Genomic DNA, 16796 nt, shown 5'->3' on the forward strand with positions numbered 1-16796 from the left:
CAGATCAAAAGCCCGGCCGTTCGGCCGGGCTTTTTGTTTGGCCGGCTCGTAGGGTGGGTTAGCGCAGCGTAACCCACCGCTTCTCTTCACGCGTGGACAGCAAAGAGGTGGGTTACGCTGCACTAACCCACCCTACGTTCGCGCTACGCGTGTCGCTTGTCCGGGGCAACGACGGAGCTACTTCACCGGCCGCTTCTCGAGCTTCCGCGCGAGCGTCCGCCGGTGCATCCCCAGCCGTCGCGCCGCTTCCGAGATATTGAAATCCGTCTCGATCAGTGTCTGGTGGATGCGCTCCCACTCCAGGGTCTTGATCGAGGTCGGGCGCGCATCCAGCGCGACCTCGGCGTTGCCGCCGGCCTTGTGGAAGGCGGCCTCGATGTCGTCGGTGTTCGAGGGCTTTGCCAGATAGTGGCAGGCCCCCAGCTTGATGGCTTCGACCGCTGTCGCGATGCTGGCAAAGCCGGTGAGGACCACGATCAGCATCTCCGGATCGTGGGTGTGCAACAGCTCGACGCAGGCAAGGCCGGAGGCGCCGCCGAGCTTGAGGTCGACCACGGCGTAGCCGAAGGAGCGCTCCTCCAGGACTTTGCGGACCTCCTCGATCGATGCGGCCAGCACGACCTCGTAGCCACGCCGCTCGAAGGAGCGCTTCAGCGTGCGGGCGAAGCCGGAATCGTCCTCGACGACGATGAGCGAGCGGTCAGGCGTCAAAGCCGCCTCCGATAGCGAGCGTTGCCAGCGGCAAAGTAATGCGGACGGTGGCGCCGCGCTTCCTGTGGTTCTCGGCGGTCACGCTGCCTCCCAGTTTCCGCACGACGTTCACCACCAGGAACAGGCCGAGCCCGCCGCCGGCGCGGCCCTTGCTCGACTGGTAGGGTTTGCCGACCTGCGCCAGCATCTCGGGCGCAAAGCCGGGGCCGCGGTCGCTGATCGACAGCACCAGCTTGTCGCCCTCGCGTTCGGCGAGCAGCTCGACCCAGTCGCGCGAGACCTCATAGGCGTTGTCGAGCACGTTGAAGATCACCTGCTTCAGCGCGATGTCCGAGACGATCGCGACGTCCTCGCCGAAGGTGTTGACGAAATAGAGCGTCCGCGCCGAGCGCGCATTGCGCCACTCCTCGACCATGTCGGTGAGGAACGCCGTCACCGTCGTCGGTGACGATCCCTCGCCGCGCGCTTCGCCTGCGGAGACCAGGATGCCGGTCACGATGGTCTTGCAGCGTTGCAGCGAGGTTTCCATCTCGGCCAGATCCTCGGCGAGCTCGCGGTCGGCCGCGAGGTCCGGCATGCGGCGCCAGTCGCTGAGGATGACGGAGAGCGAGGCGAGCGGCGTGCCGAGTTCGTGAGCGGCGCCGGATGCGAGCAGGCCCATGCGGACGATGTGATCCTGCTCGGCCGCGTGCTGGCGCAGCGCGGCCAGATGCGCATCGCGCTCGCGCAGGTTCCTGTTGATGCGGGTCACGAACACGACGAGCAGCACGGCATTGAGGATGAAGCCCAGCAGCATGCCTGCAACTGTGAGCGTATATGTCTCGCTGAGCGGATTGGGCGGCAGATCGAGCGGACGGTAGGCCACCGTCAGCCAGACGAAGCTCGCGCAGGTCAGCGCCACCAGCGACCAGGTCGAGCGGCCATCGAGCAGCACCGCACCCAGCGTGACCTGAAGCAGGAACAGCGACGTGAAGGGATTGGTGGCGCCACCGCTGAGGTAAAGCTGCGCGGTCAGCGCCGCGACGTCCAGCATCAAGGCGACCAGCAGCTCGTTGTTGGTGATCGCGGCGCGATGGTGCACCCAGACCAAGCTGGAGACGTTGAGCAGGACCAGGGCACCGATCACCGCGCCCATCCGCTCCAGCGGCAAGGGAATGCCGAGCCCGTAATGCACGGCGCCGATGGTCACGATCTGGCCGACCACCGCGGTCCAGCGCAGCTGGATCAGCAGCGCCATGTTCTTGCGGTTGGTCTCGTCGTCGGTGGGCGAGGCGCCGGTCAGCCCGCTACGCGCGTCCGCCTGCGATTGCAGCGCGACGGCCAGCTCGGCATGGGGAAGCATCTTCCCGTCGTCAGGTGGGCTCGATCGTTCCAGCATCTGATCCCGTCCTGCGGGCGGTGGCATCCGAGCCGCCGGCCGGTTCGTGGACGAAGCGCCTGCGGCGGAACAGCCCGCCGCCGAATGTGACGAAAAGTTTACCGGCCAGCATGAAGGCCAGGGCAAACCACGTCAGCGCGTAAATCAGGTGGTTATTGGGAAAGCGGATCACGGTCAATCCGCCGATTGGACCGCTGCCTGTAGGCGGCGCAGCGTCCGCATCAATGAAGAATGGGGCGACATCGTGCAGGCCACGTGCCGCTGCGATTGCAGCGACGTCGCGCGAATACCAGCGGTCGTGAACGGGGTCGTTCGTCCTGAGGAATCCGCCTTTCGGCTCCGTCATGCGCAACAAGCCGGTGATATCGACCTGACCCTGCGGATTGCCATCCTGGCGCGTCGATGCGTCGCGCCGCTCGGAGGGCACGAAGCCGCGGTTGATCAGGACCAGCGTGCCGTCGTCGCGCCGAAGCGGCGTGAGCACCCAATAGCCGGCGCCTTCCTCGGTGACGGCCTGAACCAGCGTTTCCCGGTCATGCAGGAAGCGGCCTGTGACGGTGACGTGCCTGTACTCGTCATTTGCGGTGGAGACCGCGGGCCACGCTGCAGGCGAGAGGATCGGCTGGGCGGTGGCGTGGACGCGCTGCTCGACGCGGTCGATCAGCGCCAATTTCCAGGTGCGGCGTTCGATCTGCCAGACGCCGAGGGCGATCAGAGCAGCGAAGGCCGCGAGCGCGAGGACCGTGAGCCACAAGGGAGGGCGCGCGGTCTTGCCGCGCGTCCCGTTTGTCCCGTGGTTCGCGGTCCCGGTTTCGTTCACTTCATCCCGCTCATCTCGTGGATCGGCATCATGTTGGCGTTGAGGTGGTTCATGACCCACAGCGAGCCCGATAGCGCGATCACGACCATGACGATGGTGAAGATCAGCGCCATCATGCTCCAGCCGTTCTCGGATGTCGTGTTCATGTGCAGGAAGTAGATCATGTGCACGACGATCTGCACAACCGCGAAGGCCATGATGACGAGCGCGGTGATCTGCTTGCTGGGCAGCGCGCCGCTCATCACGAGCCAGAACGGAATCGCGGTGAGCACGACCGAGAGCACGAAGCCGAGCATATAGGTCGAAAGCGTGCCGTGCGATTGGTCGTCGTGGTGATGCTGGCCCGCAGCGGTGGCGTGGGTGTCGGTGTTCATCGCAGCACTCCCAGGAGATAGACGAAGGTGAAGACGCCGATCCAGACCACGTCGAGGAAGTGCCAGAACATCGACAGGCACATCAGGCGACGGCGATTGGCCTCGATCAGGCCGAACTTCCAGACCTGCACCATCAAGGTCACCAGCCAGATCAGGCCGCAGGTGACGTGCAGGCCGTGGGTGCCGACCAGGGTGAAGAAGGCGGACAGGAAGGCGCTGCGCTGAGGCGTCGCGCCCTCATGGATCATGTGGGCGAACTCGGTGAGCTCGATGCCGATGAAGGCGGCGCCGAACAGGCCGGTGATCGCGAGCCACATCTGCGTCTGGCCGATGCGGTTCTGCTGCATCGTCAGCATGGCGAAGCCATAGGTGATCGACGACAGCAGCAGCATCGAGGTGTTCACCGCGACCAGCGACAGGTCGAACAGATCCTTCGGCGCCGGGCCGGCGGCATAGCTGGCGCCGAGCACGCCGAAGGTGGCAAACAGGATCGCAAAGATGAGACAGTCGCTCATCAGATAGATCCAGAAGCCGAGCGAGGTGCTGTATCCTTCCGGATGCGGGTGCTCGTCGGCGAGGTAGAACAGCGGCTCGCCCGTTTGGGTGGGTTTGACAGCGATCGTCATTTACTTGGCTCCGGCGAGCAGTTTGGTGCGCGCGTCCTCGGTCCGGATGACGTCGTCAGCCGGAATGTCGAAGTCGCGGTGATAGTTGAAGGTGTGACCGATCCCGACGACGAGCATCGCGATGAAGCTCGCAGCGGCCAGCCACCAGATGTACCAGATCAGGCCGAATCCCATCGCGGTGGCGAAGCCGGCGAGGATGATGCCGGTGCCGGTGTTGCTCGGCATGTGGATCGGCTTGAACCCGGTGAGCGGGCGCTGGTAGCCGCGCTTCTTCATGTCCCACCACGCGTCATTGTCGTGAACGACGGGCGTGAACGCGAAGTTGTAGGCCGGCGGTGGCGAAGAAGTCGCCCATTCCAGCGTACGCGCGTCCCAGGGATCGCCGGTGACGTCCTTGAGCTGCTCGCGCCGGAGGAAGCTGACCGCGAACTGCACCAGCATGCAGATGATGCCGAGGAAGACGAGGCCCGCGCCGATCGCGGCGATGATGAACCAGATCTGCAAGCTCGGATCGTCGAACACGCGCAGGCGCCGGGTCACGCCCATCAGGCCGAGCACATAGAGCGGCATGAAGGCGAGGTAGAAGCCGGTGACCCAGAACCAGAACGACAGCTTACCCCAGAACGGATCCAGCTTGAAGCCGAACGCTTTCGGGAACCAGTAGCCGATGCCGGCGAACGCGCCGAACACCACGCCGCCGATGATCACGTTGTGGAAGTGCGCGATCAGGAACAGGCTGTTGTGCAGGACGAAGTCGGCCGGCGGCACCGCGAGCAGCACGCCGGTCATGCCGCCGACCACGAAGGTCAGCATGAAGGCGATGGTCCACATCATCGGCAGCTCGAAGCGGATTCTGCCGCGATACATCGTGAACAGCCAGTTGAACATCTTCGCGCCCGTCGGGATCGAGATGATCATCGTGGTGATGCCGAAGAAGGAGTTGACGCTGGCACCCGACCCCATCGTGAAGAAGTGGTGCAGCCAGACCAGGTACGACAGGATGGTGATGACCACCGTGGCGTAAACCATCGAGGTGTAGCCGAACAGGCGCTTGCGCGAGAAGGTCGAGGTGACCTCGGAGAAGATGCCGAAGGCGGGAAGAACCAGGATGTAGACCTCGGGATGGCCCCAGATCCAGATCAGGTTCACGTACATCATCGGGCTGCCGCCGAAATCGTTCGTGAAGAAGTTGGTGCCGACGTAGCGGTCGAGCGAGAGCAGCGCGAGCACGACGGTCAGAACGGGGAAGGAGGCGACGATCAGCACGTTGGTGCAGAGCGAGGTCCAGGTGAAGACCGGCATCCGCATCATGGTCATGCCGGGGCATCGCAGCTTGACGATGGTACAGATCAGGTTGATGCCGGATAACGTGGTTCCGACGCCGGCGACCTGCAGCGCCCATATGTAATAGTCGACGCCGACGTCTGGACTGTAGCCGATGTTCGACAGCGGCGGATAAGCGAGCCAGCCGGTGCGGGCGAATTCGCCGATGAAGAGCGAGGCCATCACCAGCACCGCGCCGCCGACCGTCATCCAGAAGCTGAAATTGTTCAGGAACGGGAACGACACGTCGCGGGCGCCGATCTGGAGCGGCACGACGTAGTTCATCAGGCCGGTGACCAGCGGCATCGCCACGAAGAAGATCATGATCACGCCGTGGGCGGTGAAGACCTGGTCGTAGTGATGCGCGTTGAGGTAGCCCTCCGAGCCGCCAAACGCGAGCATCTGCTGGCCGCGCATCATGAGCGCGTCGGCGAAGCCGCGCAGCAGCATCACGATGCCGAGGATCATGTACATGATGCCGATGCGCTTGTGGTCGACGGTGGTGAACCACTCGCGCCACAGATAACCCCAGAGGCGGAAATAGGTGAGCCCACCGAGCAGCGTGATTCCGCCGAGGGCCACCACCACGAAGGTGCCGACGACGATCGGCTCGTGCAGTGGCAGCGATTCGATGCCGAGCCGGCCGAAGATGAGCTTGAGAAGATCAGGAGACATGCGAGCTCTCTTTAGGAGTCTGACTTCGGACGTTGTCCGAGGAAGAAGGACGAAGACTTGAGCGGCGTGAAGCTCGGACGCTTCAGGCCGGCACCGAGCAGCGGGGTTGCGTCGCTGGGCGCCTTGATGTCGGCGGTGGTCTGGCCTTGCGGCGCATCGGGCGTGCAGGTACCGGCCACGAAGGTCGGCTCGCCGCCGAGCGCGGTGCCGCGGCGCGCATACTTGTCGTAGGCGAGCGGCAGGGTGTTGTTCAGGCCTTCATGGCCGAGGCCGCCCTTGGCGTCGATCGCCATCATCTCGCTCTGGCACATCTTGCCGGTCTCGACGCACATGTTGAGGATCAGGCGATAGAGATCGGCATCGACGGTGCCGTAGCGCCGCACCGGCTCGTTCTGGCTCGGCTTCTCGAGCTGAAGATATTCGGCGCGACCGAGCGAGCCGCCGGCCGATTTGGCGCTGGCGATCCAGGCGTCAAAGCCCTTGTCGTCGAGGCCGTGGAAGGCGAAGTGCATGCCGGAGAAGCCGGCGCCGCTGTAGTTCGCCGAAAAGCCCTTGTAAGTGCCGGCGTGGTTCACGACCGCGTGGAGCTTGGTCTCCATGCCCGGCATCGCATAGATCTGGCCGGCGAGCGCGGGGATGTAGAACGAGTTCATCACCGAGGAGGCGGTGATGCGGAAATTGATCGGGCGATCGACCGGAGCAGCCAGGTCGTTGACGGTGGCGACGCCGTAGTCCGGATAGATGAAGAGCCATTTCCAGTCGAGCGCGACGACGTCGACCTCGAGCGGCGCCTTGGCCTGGTCCACGGCGCGCTCCGCATTGATGCGGCCGAGCGTGCGATAGGGGTCGAGCAGATGCGTGCCCATCCAGGTCAGCGCACCGAGGCAAACGATGATCAAGAGCGGCGCCGACCAGATCACCAGCTCGAGCTTGGTCGAGTGGTCCCAATCCGGCTCGTAGCGCGCCGACTTGTTGGACTGGCGGTAGCGCCAGGCGAACAGCACCGTCAGCCCCATCACTGGCACGACGATCAGGAGCATCAGGACGGTGGAGATGATGACGAGGTCGCGCTGCTGGGCAGCGATATCGCCGGCTGGCGCCAGCACGATGTAGTTGCAGCCGCTTAGTGCAACCGCCAAAGGTAGTAACGCCAGGATCTTGAGACGAGACACGGGCCGAGCCTTCTGAGAATGAGTTTCCTTTGCGGGGCCAAGGGGTAGCTGCGGCGCAACAATCCGGACATTGGACAATTTGTCCAATGTTGCAGTGCGGGAGGTTGGTTCAGACAGGCGCAGATTGCCCGGCGTCCGCCGGGTGCTCGGCTTTGGTTTTCAGGACGTTAAGGGCGCACGATGGCGACGGCACAAACCCCCGCAATGGCAGACCTCCACACGGGCGAGCACGGCCACGACCAGGCCAGTCCCGGCGAGATCGCCATCGGCGTCATCATCGGCCGCACCTCGGAATTCTTCGACTTCTTCGTCTACGCCATCGCCTCGGTGATCGTGTTTCCGCGCCTGGTCTTCCCGTTCGCGAGCGAACTGACCGGCACCCTCTATTCCTTCGCGATCTTCGCGCTCGCCTTCATCGCGCGGCCGCTCGGCACCGTCATCTTCATGACGATCGACCGGCAATACGGCAAGACGGCCAAGCTGGTCACCGCGCTGTTCGTGCTCGGAACCGCCACCGTCGCGATCGCGTTCCTGCCCGGCTATCACGAGATCGGTGCCACCGCGATCTGGCTCCTGGCCATGGCGCGCGCCGCGCAGGGTCTCGCATGGGGCGGTGCATGGGACGGCCTCGCATCGCTGCTGGCCCTGAACGCGCCGCCGTCGAAGCGCGGCTGGTACGCGATGGTGCCGCAGCTCGGTGCGCCGCTCGGACTGATCGTGGCGAGCGCCTTGTTTGCCTATTTCGCCGGTAATCTGTCGGCCGACGATTTCTTCGACTGGGGCTGGCGCTATCCATTCTTCGTCGCCTTCGCCATCAACGTCGTGGCGCTGTTCGCCCGCCTGCGCATGGTGGCGACCGAGGAATATGCGGCGCTGTTCGAGACTCGCGATCTGCAGCCGGCGCGCATCTCCGACACCGTCGCCCGCGAAGGCCACAACATCATGCTCGGCGCGTTCGCGCCGCTGGCGAGCTTCGCGCTGTTCCACATGGTCACGGTGTTCCCGCTGTCCTGGGTGTTCCTGTTCACCCGCGAGAGCCCGGTGCGCTTCCTGATCATCGAGATGGTCGCCGCCGTGTTCGGGGTCGCCGCGATCGTCGCCTCGGGCGTCATCGCCGACCGGGTCGGCCGCAAGTCGCTGCTGATGGGCTCGGCGATCGCGATCGCGGTCTATAGCGGCTTTGCTCCGCAGCTGCTCGATGCCGGCGCGTTCGGCGAGACCATCTACATGGTGATCGGCTTCATCCTGCTCGGCCTGTCCTTCGGCCAATCCTCGGGCGCGATCGCCTCGAACTTCAAGCAGATGTACCGCTACACGGCCTCGGCGCTCACCTCCGACATGGCCTGGCTGTTCGGCGCCGGCTTCGCCCCGCTCGCCGCGCTCCTGCTCGCCACCAATCTCGGCGTCATCGCCTCCGGCGCCTATCTGCTCTCGGGCGCGCTGTGGACCCTCGTGGCACTCTGGCTCAGCGGCCAGCGCGAGGCAGGGGACATGGATGCGGGGCGGTAGGTTCAACTCAGGCGGCGCAGCTTATTCAGCCGTCGTCCCGGCGATGGAGTTTGTGGCTTCGTAGGGTGGGCAAAGGCGCACAGCGCCGTGCCCACCATCCTTCCACGATTGCGGGCAGACGTGGTGGGCACGCTTCGCCTTGCCCACCCTACGAGAAACTAGCGGGCGTCAATCCACCACGATCTTGACGCGGTCGCGTACCTTCACCTGCGCGGTGCGATCGAGGCCGTTGAGAACGCGGAAGCGTTCGGTCGGGTGATCGACGCCCGACATGCGGTGGGAGAGCGATTCCACGGTGTCGCCGGGCTGCACGGTGATCACCTTGAGGCGCAGGGGCCGGGCGGCCTGGATCTCATCGAGCGTCAGGCGGCGGAATGAATTGACGGTCTCGCGCGCATTACGCTCGCTCTCGGTTGATTTCTGCTTCGTGGCGAAGATGAAGCGGTAAACGTCGCTGCCGAAGCGCAGCGCATAGACCTTGAACTGCCACTGGTCGCCCTTGGCGGTGGCGGACGCGCCAGGAAAACCGTTGATGGTGAGATCCTCGATCGAGGCCTTCTCGACGCCTTCCATCCAGCCCGAATTGAGGTAATCGCCGAGCGACTGCTCGGCCGGCACGCGCACCACGTCGAAGCGCATCGCCTGCGAGCCGCCCTCGCGCACGCCGATCACCGCCTGTGCGGTGTTGTCGAGCGTAAAATTGTCCGGCGCCTGGAAGGTGAAGCCGAGTTTTGGATGCAGGAAGCGGCGGCCGCGAACGAAGCCTTCGCTGGGATCCTCGCCATAGACGAGGTTGTCGATCGCGGCGAGATAGCTCTCGCGGTCACGTTCGCCGCCTTCGGGGGCAGCATATTGCCGCGCGATCGTCTGCGCGTTCTGCACGCGCTCCGGGGTTGCCGGATGCGACGAGGTGAAATCCTGCGCGCGCGGATCGAGGGTGTTCTTGCCGGCCTTGAGCTCGGCATTACGCTCCATCGCGGAAAGGAAGCGCGCGGCACCATAGGGGTCGAAATGCGCGCGGGCGGAAATGCCCACCCCGATGCCGTCAGCCTCGAACTCCTGGTTGCGCGAGAAGCTTGCCATGGTGAGCTTGGTCTTGGCCAGCGCAAGCGCGGTGAGATCGGGATCGTTGCTCATGTCGGTGACGACGCGGGTGACGATCGCGGCCTGGCGGGCCTGGTCCTCGCGCATCGCGGCGTGCTTCGACAGCACATGCGCCATCTCGTGGCTGAGCACGGAGGACAATTCCGAGGTCGCTCGCGAGCGCCAGCAGGCCGCGCGTGACATAGAGCTGTCCGTTCGGCAGGGCGAAGGCGTTCACCGCGCCGGAATTGAGGATGGTGACCTTGTAGCCCTGGTCGGGACGGTCGGAGGCCGCGACCAGCCGCTCGACGGTCTTGGTGACCAGTGATTCGAGCCGCGGGTCGTCATAGGCGCCGCCATAGCTCGCCAGGATGCGCTCGTGCTCCTTTTCGGTGGCCGGCGTCTGCGCGACGGCCGGCTTCGGCTTGGGCATCGCGACCGTCGGCGGCGCCGCAGCGGTTTGGAACCGGCCCATGTCACCGCATCCGGCGAGCGTCGTGCCCAGCAAAAGGCATAGCGCGGCCGGCGCAGCTCGAAGGCCGCGGCGTTCGCTCTTTCCGTGCCGTTCTAGCACCCCGTTCACGTCGCTTAACCCGTGCCTGGCCCGCTTTAAGGCCTTACCCCTGCCGGCTCGCTTGCGCCCAGCAACTCAACCTGTCCCACGAGGCGCAATTCGATACGCGGCCCCGTATTCCCCTCGACCCAGCCTCGGACTCGAATCCGTCGATTCTCCAGAGACTTAAGGGCGATTCCGGCGCCCTCAAAGGCCGGTGCGATGCGCCTTGAAATAGTCGCGGTAAAGCCGCGTGTCCAGTTCCGTCCGAAGTTGAGGTAGGTCATTGCCCCAGCTTGCCGGACCGACAGGACTTTGCCTTCGACCACCATAAAGCGCCCAATCCCGGCCAAAATATCGTCCGGACTTTCCGCGTTTTTTATGGCCAACGGGTCAGCCCAGCTGCCCTTTCTTTGGCGCCGCGCCTCGGCTTCCGCCGCCATCAGGGCGGCCGCGCATTCCCTGTCCGCGATCTCGGCCGAGACGATCGCCTCGCCCTGGGCGAGCAGGAGCGCCTGCGCCGACGTTTCGCTGTCCCGGATGAAGATGAGCGCGGACTGGCGTCCATAACGATCGGGCGTGTCGTCGTTGGCGTGGAGCGTCACGTCGCGCCCGACGAGCAGCGATGTCAGCGCCTGCTTCGTCGTTGCGGTCGGCTCGATGCCGGTGAGACGCACCTCGCGGCCGTCATCGAGACGCAGGCTGCGTGCGTCCGTGATCGCAGCAACGCGGCCCTCGCCTTGAGACTCGAACTGGCAGGCCGCCGCGAACGCGGCGTCGCGCGATCCGATGAGGAGTGCCGCAGTGGCGATGAAAGTGAGCGGTCGCTTCACGTTGCCCGGAGAGGTTGCGTTGCGCGACACTTTTAACTCAAACGTGGCCGACGACGAAGGGAATTTGGCCGGGCGCCGCTGCCATAGGGTAGGCAAAGCGAAGCGTGCCCACCACTTTGCCGAGCGAAACAGATTGGTGGGCACGGCGCGCAAAGGGCGCGCCTTTGCCCACCCTACAACTGTCGTGCTCGGCCGCTTCCACATCCTCGGTCATTGCGAGCGCTGCGAAGCAATCCAGAGTCTTTCCTCGGTGACAGTCTGGATTGCTTCGCTGCGCTCGCAATGACGAATGTGGAAAGAGACTAGCCAATCGCGCCATTCCGTTTTGCGGAAAACGTGCGCTGCTCGCGTGGCGCTTCTGCTTGCTGCGCTCTCGCGCATGCGGCATGATTGCGGCAATAGCGATAACCAAGAGCAATAACCAAGCCGCCATTAGACTAAGGCGATCAAGGGAGGATTTTAATGAGGAAAATTTTGTCCGGCATTTTTGCCGCCGCGTTCGCGATCGGTGCGAGCGCCGTGCAGGCCCAGGACAAGCCACCCCTCAAGATCGGCGGCATCCTCGACATGTCGAGTCTCTACGCCGATATCACCGGGCCCGGCAGCGAGACCGCGGCCAAGATGGCGGTGGAGGATTTTGGCGGCGAGGTGCTGGGCCGCAAGATCCAGGTGCTCGCGGCCGACCACCTCAACAAGGCCGACCTTGCCGCCAACATCGCCCGCGACATGCTCGACAACCAGGGTGTCGAGATGATCTACGACGTTGCGGCCTCCGCAACCGCGCTCGCCGCCGGCGAGATCGCTAAAGCGCGCAACAAGATCATCATCTTCAACGGCCCCGGCTCGATCCGCCTCACCAACGAGGCCTGCGGTCCCTTGACCGTGCACTACGTGTTCGACACGTTCGCCCAGGCCAATGTGACTGGACTTGCCGCGGTGAAGTCGGGCCTCGACACGTGGTTCTTCCTGACCGCCGATTACGCCTTCGGGCAGGATCTGGAGAAGGACACCAGCGCCGTCGTGGTGAAGACCGGTGGCAAGGTGCTCGGCAATGTCCGTCATCCGCTCAATACGTCTGACTTCTCCTCCTTCCTGCTGCAGGCGCAGGCTTCCAAGGCCAAGGTGATTGGCCTTGCCAATGCCGGCGGCGACACCGTCAACGCCATCAAGCAGTCGGCGGAGTTCGGCCTCATGAAGGGCGGCCAGAAACTCTCGCCGCTGCTCGCCTTCGTCACCGACATCGACTCGATCGGGCTCGAGACCGCGCAGGGTCTGTTGCTTGCGGAGGCCTTCTACTGGGACCTCAACGACGACACCCGCGCATTCTCGAAGCGCTTCACCGAGCGCATGAAGCGCCCGCCGACCTCGGCGCAGGCCGGCGTCTATTCTTCGGTCACGCATTATCTCAAGGCCGTGAAGGCAGCCGGCACGACGGACTCTGCTGCTGTCATGAAGGTGATGAAGGAGACGCCGATCAACGACTTCTTCGCCCGCGATGGCAAGATCCGTGACGACGGCCGCATGATCCACGACATGTACCTGTTCGAGGTGAAGAAGCCGTCGGAATCGAAGGGCCGCTGGGACGACTACAAGCTGCTCGCCACCGTGCCCGGCAACGAGGCGTTCCAGTCGCTGGAGCAGTCACGCTGCCCGCTGGTGAAGAAGTGACGGCGTGAGCCGTCGTGGCGACAAGCAAGCGATGCGGCAGGTCGTCATCCCGGGGCGCGACGAAGTCGCGAGCCCGGGATCCATCGGGCCGCACTGACAGTTGAGAAATGGATTCCGGGCTCGCGCCAGGAGGCGCGCCCCGGAATGACGGAGCAAAACAACAACAACAAGGGAAACGTCTCATGAGCAACGACATGGTCCTGCAAAAGCTCGAAGACGGGCTGCTCACCATCACCATGAACCGCCCCGAGCGGAAGAATGCGCTCAACCCCGACATGGTGCGCGGTCTGGTCGAGGCCGCGCGGCGCGCGGCCGATGATCCCGAGGTGCGCGCGGTGCTGTTCAAGGGCGCCGGTGGCTCGTTCTGTGTCGGCGGCGACGTCAAATCGATGGCCGAGGGACGCGCGCCGCTGCCGTTCGAGACCAAGCTCGCCAACCTGCGCCGCGGCATGGAAGTTTCGCGCATCCTGCACCAGATGCCAAAGCCCGTGGTAGCGCAGCTCGATGGCGCAGCGGCCGGTGCCGGGCTTTCGATGGCGCTGTCCTGCGATCTGCGCGTTGCCTCTGAGTCCTGCAAGATCACGACCGCCTTCGCCAAGGTCGGTTTCTCCGGCGACTATGGCGGCACATATTTCCTCACCCAGCTGCTCGGCAGCGCGCGGGCGCGCGAGCTCTATCTGATGTCGCCGGTGCTGAGCGCGAAGGAGGCGCATGCGATCGGCATGGTGACGAAGGTCGTGCCCGACGCCGAGATCGATGCGGCAGCCCATGAGCTCGCGCTGTCGCTGGCCCAGGGCCCGTCGATCGCGCTCGGCTACATCAAGCGCAACATCAACAATGCCGAGCATCTGGCGCTGGAGGACTGCTTCGACGGCGAGGCGATCCATCACACCCGCTGCGGCGACACCGCGGATCACAAGGAGGCCGCAAAGGCCTTCGTCGAGAAGCGCAAGCCCGCTTTCAAGGGCGCGTGACGATGGCCGCCTATATGCGGCTGCGGCAGATCTGCCTGGTCGCGCCGCAGCTCGGCCCGGTGATCTCTGACATCGCCGAGATCATGGGCCTCGCCGTCTGCTATCGCGACGGCAATGTCGCAAAATACGGCCTGGAGAACGCGCTGCTCCCGGTCGACACGATCCTGCTCGAGGTGGTGGCGCCGTTCAGGGACGGCACCGCGGCCGGCCGCTTCATCGAGAAGACCGGCGGCCGCGGCGGCTACATGGCGATCTTCTGCTGCAACGATCCGGACGAGCGCGGCCGCAACGCCAATGCCTTGGGCGTGCGCACCGCGAATGTGATCGACCACCCACCGTATCATGGCGTGCAGCTTCATCCACGCGACTGCCGCGCTGCCTTCATCGAGTTCAACCACACCAAGGGCAGCGACGACATTCTGGGTCCGTATCCGCCGGCGGGGCCGGACTGGCAGAAGTTTATCCGGAAAGAGACGACGCAGGCGCTGACGGGCGTGGAGATGCAGAGTCCGGACCCGGAAGGGCTGGCCGAGCATTGGGGCAGGATCATCGGCCTCGCACCGGGCAATACCGGTGACGGTACGGCCGAGCTGAAACTGCCCAACTCCAGCTTCCGCTTCGTGAAGGGGCCGAACGAGATCATGAGCGCCCTGGAATTTCGTGTCACTGATGCCGCGCACGTGCTTCATGTTGCGCGCGAGAAGGGACACGCGGTGGCGGGGAGCGAGTTCTTGCTGGGCGGGGTGACGTTCCGGCTTGCTTCGTGAGCTCTTGCGTTCGCGGCTCTCAATCCGTCATCCTGAGGTGCGCCGCGCGGTGCACGCACCGCGCGGGGAGCCTCGAAGGATGAGCGGCCCGGCTGGTGGCGTTCATCCTTCGAGAGCTCCGCTGCGCTCCGGCACCTCAGGATGACGGGCTGACATAAGAACAAGGGGTCAAACACATGCCGCATCCGCTCGACAGCTTCTTCGCGCCGGCCAGCATCGCGCTGATCGGGGCCTCGCGCGATCATGAGAAGATCCCGGGGCGGCTGCTCGCGATGCTGCGCAAGAACGAGTATCCCGGAAAGATCTATCCGGTGAATCCGAACTATGCCGAGATCGACGGGCTCGCCTGCTACAAATCGATCGCCGATGTCGGCGCGCCGGTCGATCTCGCCGTCATCATCATTCCCGCGCGGGCGGTTCTCCCTGCGCTCGAGCAATGCGCGAGCGCCGGCGTGAAGAACGCCGTCATCATCTCCTCCGGCTTTGCCGAGGAGGGCGGCGACAGCGCGGCGATGCAGGACGCGATCGCGGCGCTCGCAAAACGCACGGGCATGCGGATTTCCGGGCCGAACGCCGAGGGCTTTTTCAGCCAGGTGCAGCGGGTGGCGGCGACCTTCAGTCCTGCGGTCGATGTCAAGCCGGACGTGGTGCCGCTCATTGCCACCACGCGGCGGATCGGCATCGTCGCGCAGAGCGGAGGTATCGGCTTTGCCTATTATCACCGCGCCAAGGCGCTTGGCATTGCCGTGAGCTATGTCGTCAGCGCCGGCAATGAGTCGGACCTCGGCGCCGGCGAGTTCCTGGACTACATGGTGCAGGACTCTTCGACCGACGTGATCCTGCTGTTCATCGAGGGCATCCGCGACGTCGGCAAATTCCTTGCCGCCGCGCGGCGCGCCGCGGAGGCGAAGAAGCCGGTCATCGTCACCAAGGTCGGCCGCTCCGGCGCGGGGATGCGCGCCGCCGCCTCGCACACCGCCAGCATGGCCGGCTGGTCCGCGGCCTATGATGCGGTGTTCGCAAGATACGGCTTCATCGTCTCCAACGATCTCGACGAGGCGCTGACGATCGCGGCGGTACTCGCGAGCAATCCGCTGCCGAAAGGCGATCGCGTCGCTGTCGTCACCGTCTCCGGCGGTGCCGGCATCTGGGGCGCGGATGCCGTGGCGCTGCGCGGCCTGCAGGTGCCGGAGCTGTCCGAATCCATCCAGGCCGGGATCGCGACGCTGATGCCGTCCTACGGCAGCGCGCGCAATCCGATCGATGTGACAGCGCAGGGCGTGACCTCGGGCGGTTTGCAGAAGAGCGTCGATCTGCTCACGGTCTCCGACGAGGTTGATGCGATTTTGGTCGTGCTGTCGCTGTCGAGCGACGTGCGGATGCCCTTTAAGGAGGCCGAGCTGCAGCCGGTGCTGGCAGCGCAGCACAAGCCCGTGGTGTTCTATTCCTACACGCTGCCCTCGGAGTTTGCGCGGCGTGAGCTTGCCAAATCCGGTGTGGTCGTGCTCTCCGGCCTCACCCATGTCGGGGTCGCGATGCGGCGGCTCGTCGACTATGCCGGCTTCAGGCTGCCGAAGCTTGCCGATGAGACGCGGCTGCCGGCACGCGATCTCTCTGCGCATCTGACGTCGCCCGTTCTGTCTGAAGCCGACAGCAAGGCGCTGCTCCGTGCCGCCGGGATTGCGCTGCCGGACGAAGTGCTGGCGAAGGACAAAAGCGGGCTCGACGAGGCAATCGCGCGCACAGGCTTTCCGCTGGTGATGAAGATCCAGTCGCCGGACATCGCGCACAAGAGCGAGGTCGGTGGTGTGCGGGTCAACATCACGACCAAGGGCGAGGTGTTTCTGGCCTTCGAGGCCCTGCTGAACAATGCGCGCAAGCATCGGCCCGAGTCGGATATTCAAGGCGTGCTGGTCGGGCCGATGGCGAAGAAGGGCGTCGAGATCATCGTCGGCACGATGACGGATGAGACGTTTGGCCCGATGGTGATGGTGGGGCTCGGCGGCATCACCACGGAACTGTTCCGCGACGTCGTCTATCGCCCTGCGCCGGTGAGCGCGGAGGAGGCCTGCGCGATGCTGGCGGCGCTGAAAGCGGCGCCGCTGCTGAACGGTTTTCGCGGGGCAGCAAAGACGGATGTCGCGGCGCTGGCGCAACTGATCGCCGACATCTCCGTGCTCGCCGCGCGGCACGCGAGCGAGATCGCGGAGATCGAGCTCAACCCGGTACTGGTGCACGCCGAGGGGCAGGGCGTGACGATCGTCGATGCACTGGTGGCGGGGCGGGGTTAAACCTCTCCTTGTGGGAGAGGGTGGCTGCGCGAAGCGCAG

The 16796-nt window shown here is 64.9% G+C and carries 14 protein-coding genes and 1 pseudogene; 6 read left to right on the top strand and 9 right to left on the bottom strand.

Translation table 11 applies throughout. The features are described 5' to 3' along the window. Positions 1-177 precede the first annotated feature (177 nt). From K289_RS0121650 to cyoA, 7 genes are read right to left on the bottom strand one after another with little or no spacing between them, the layout of a single operon-like run. Positions 178-711, bottom strand: a complete 534-nt coding sequence (locus K289_RS0121650) for a response regulator transcription factor (protein ID WP_027553451.1) — start codon at positions 709-711, stop codon at positions 178-180. Beyond that, complete coding sequence (locus tag K289_RS0121655; protein WP_027553452.1) at positions 701-2089, bottom strand: ATP-binding protein; 1389 nt, start codon at positions 2087-2089, stop codon at positions 701-703. Before K289_RS0121655 ends, K289_RS0121650 begins: the two co-directional genes overlap by 11 nt. Next, entirely contained in the window at positions 2064-2909 is an 846-nt protein-coding gene (locus tag K289_RS0121660; protein ID WP_027553453.1) for an SURF1 family protein, read from the bottom strand. The genes K289_RS0121655 and K289_RS0121660 overlap by 26 nt, the downstream gene beginning before the upstream one ends. Next, a complete protein-coding gene (cyoD, locus tag K289_RS0121665; protein ID WP_027553454.1) occupies positions 2906-3283 on the bottom strand; it encodes a cytochrome o ubiquinol oxidase subunit IV in 378 nt (125 codons plus the stop codon). The genes K289_RS0121660 and cyoD overlap by 4 nt, the downstream gene beginning before the upstream one ends. Further along, positions 3280-3909, bottom strand: a complete 630-nt coding sequence (cyoC, locus tag K289_RS0121670) for a cytochrome o ubiquinol oxidase subunit III (RefSeq protein WP_027553455.1) — start codon at positions 3907-3909, stop codon at positions 3280-3282. The genes cyoD and cyoC overlap by 4 nt, the downstream gene beginning before the upstream one ends. After that, on the bottom strand, positions 3910-5907 hold the full coding sequence (cyoB, locus tag K289_RS0121675) for a cytochrome o ubiquinol oxidase subunit I (protein ID WP_027553456.1): 1998 nt from the start codon (positions 5905-5907) through the stop codon (positions 3910-3912). A gap of 11 nt (positions 5908-5918) precedes the next feature. Continuing rightward, positions 5919-7079, bottom strand: a complete 1161-nt coding sequence (gene cyoA, locus K289_RS0121680; RefSeq protein ID WP_027553457.1) for a ubiquinol oxidase subunit II — start codon at positions 7077-7079, stop codon at positions 5919-5921. A gap of 180 nt (positions 7080-7259) precedes the next feature. On the opposite strand from cyoA, the gene K289_RS0121685 reads away from it, so the two are divergent. Continuing rightward, positions 7260-8588: an MFS transporter gene (locus K289_RS0121685; RefSeq protein WP_027553458.1), complete on the top strand. Its 1329-nt coding sequence runs from the start codon at positions 7260-7262 to the stop codon at positions 8586-8588. A 168-nt stretch (positions 8589-8756) separates the two neighbouring features. On the opposite strand, the pseudogene K289_RS44845 reads toward K289_RS0121685, so the two are convergent. Beyond that, positions 8757-10146 (bottom strand): annotated as a pseudogene (locus tag K289_RS44845) (M48 family metalloprotease). Positions 10147-10280: 134 nt separating this feature from the next. Beyond that, entirely contained in the window at positions 10281-11087 is an 807-nt protein-coding gene (locus K289_RS0121695; protein WP_156918103.1) for a thermonuclease family protein, read from the bottom strand. On the opposite strand from K289_RS0121695, the gene K289_RS52385 reads away from it, so the two are divergent. From K289_RS52385 to K289_RS0121720, 5 genes are all read left to right on the top strand, one after another. After that, entirely contained in the window at positions 11077-11343 is a 267-nt protein-coding gene (locus K289_RS52385; protein WP_156918104.1) for a hypothetical protein, read from the top strand. The two genes, K289_RS0121695 and K289_RS52385, sit on opposite strands and share 11 nt — an antisense overlap. A 176-nt stretch (positions 11344-11519) precedes the next feature. After that, complete coding sequence (locus K289_RS0121705) at positions 11520-12725, top strand: ABC transporter substrate-binding protein (RefSeq protein ID WP_027553460.1); 1206 nt, start codon at positions 11520-11522, stop codon at positions 12723-12725. Between the two features lie 182 nt (positions 12726-12907). Then, the gene (locus tag K289_RS0121710) at positions 12908-13699 is read left to right on the top strand and encodes an enoyl-CoA hydratase (RefSeq protein WP_027553461.1); all 792 of its coding nucleotides are present in this window, start codon (positions 12908-12910) and stop codon (positions 13697-13699) included. Positions 13700-13701: 2 nt separating this feature from the next. Next, the gene (locus K289_RS0121715; protein WP_027553462.1) at positions 13702-14466 is read left to right on the top strand and encodes a hypothetical protein; all 765 of its coding nucleotides are present in this window, start codon (positions 13702-13704) and stop codon (positions 14464-14466) included. 176 nt (positions 14467-14642) lie between these two features. Further along, entirely contained in the window at positions 14643-16757 is a 2115-nt protein-coding gene (locus K289_RS0121720) for an acetate--CoA ligase family protein (RefSeq protein ID WP_027553463.1), read from the top strand. Positions 16758-16796: the final 39 nt, after the last annotated feature.

The organism is Bradyrhizobium sp. Cp5.3, assembly GCF_000426265.1.
Lineage (GTDB): Bacteria > Pseudomonadota > Alphaproteobacteria > Rhizobiales > Xanthobacteraceae > Bradyrhizobium > Bradyrhizobium neotropicale.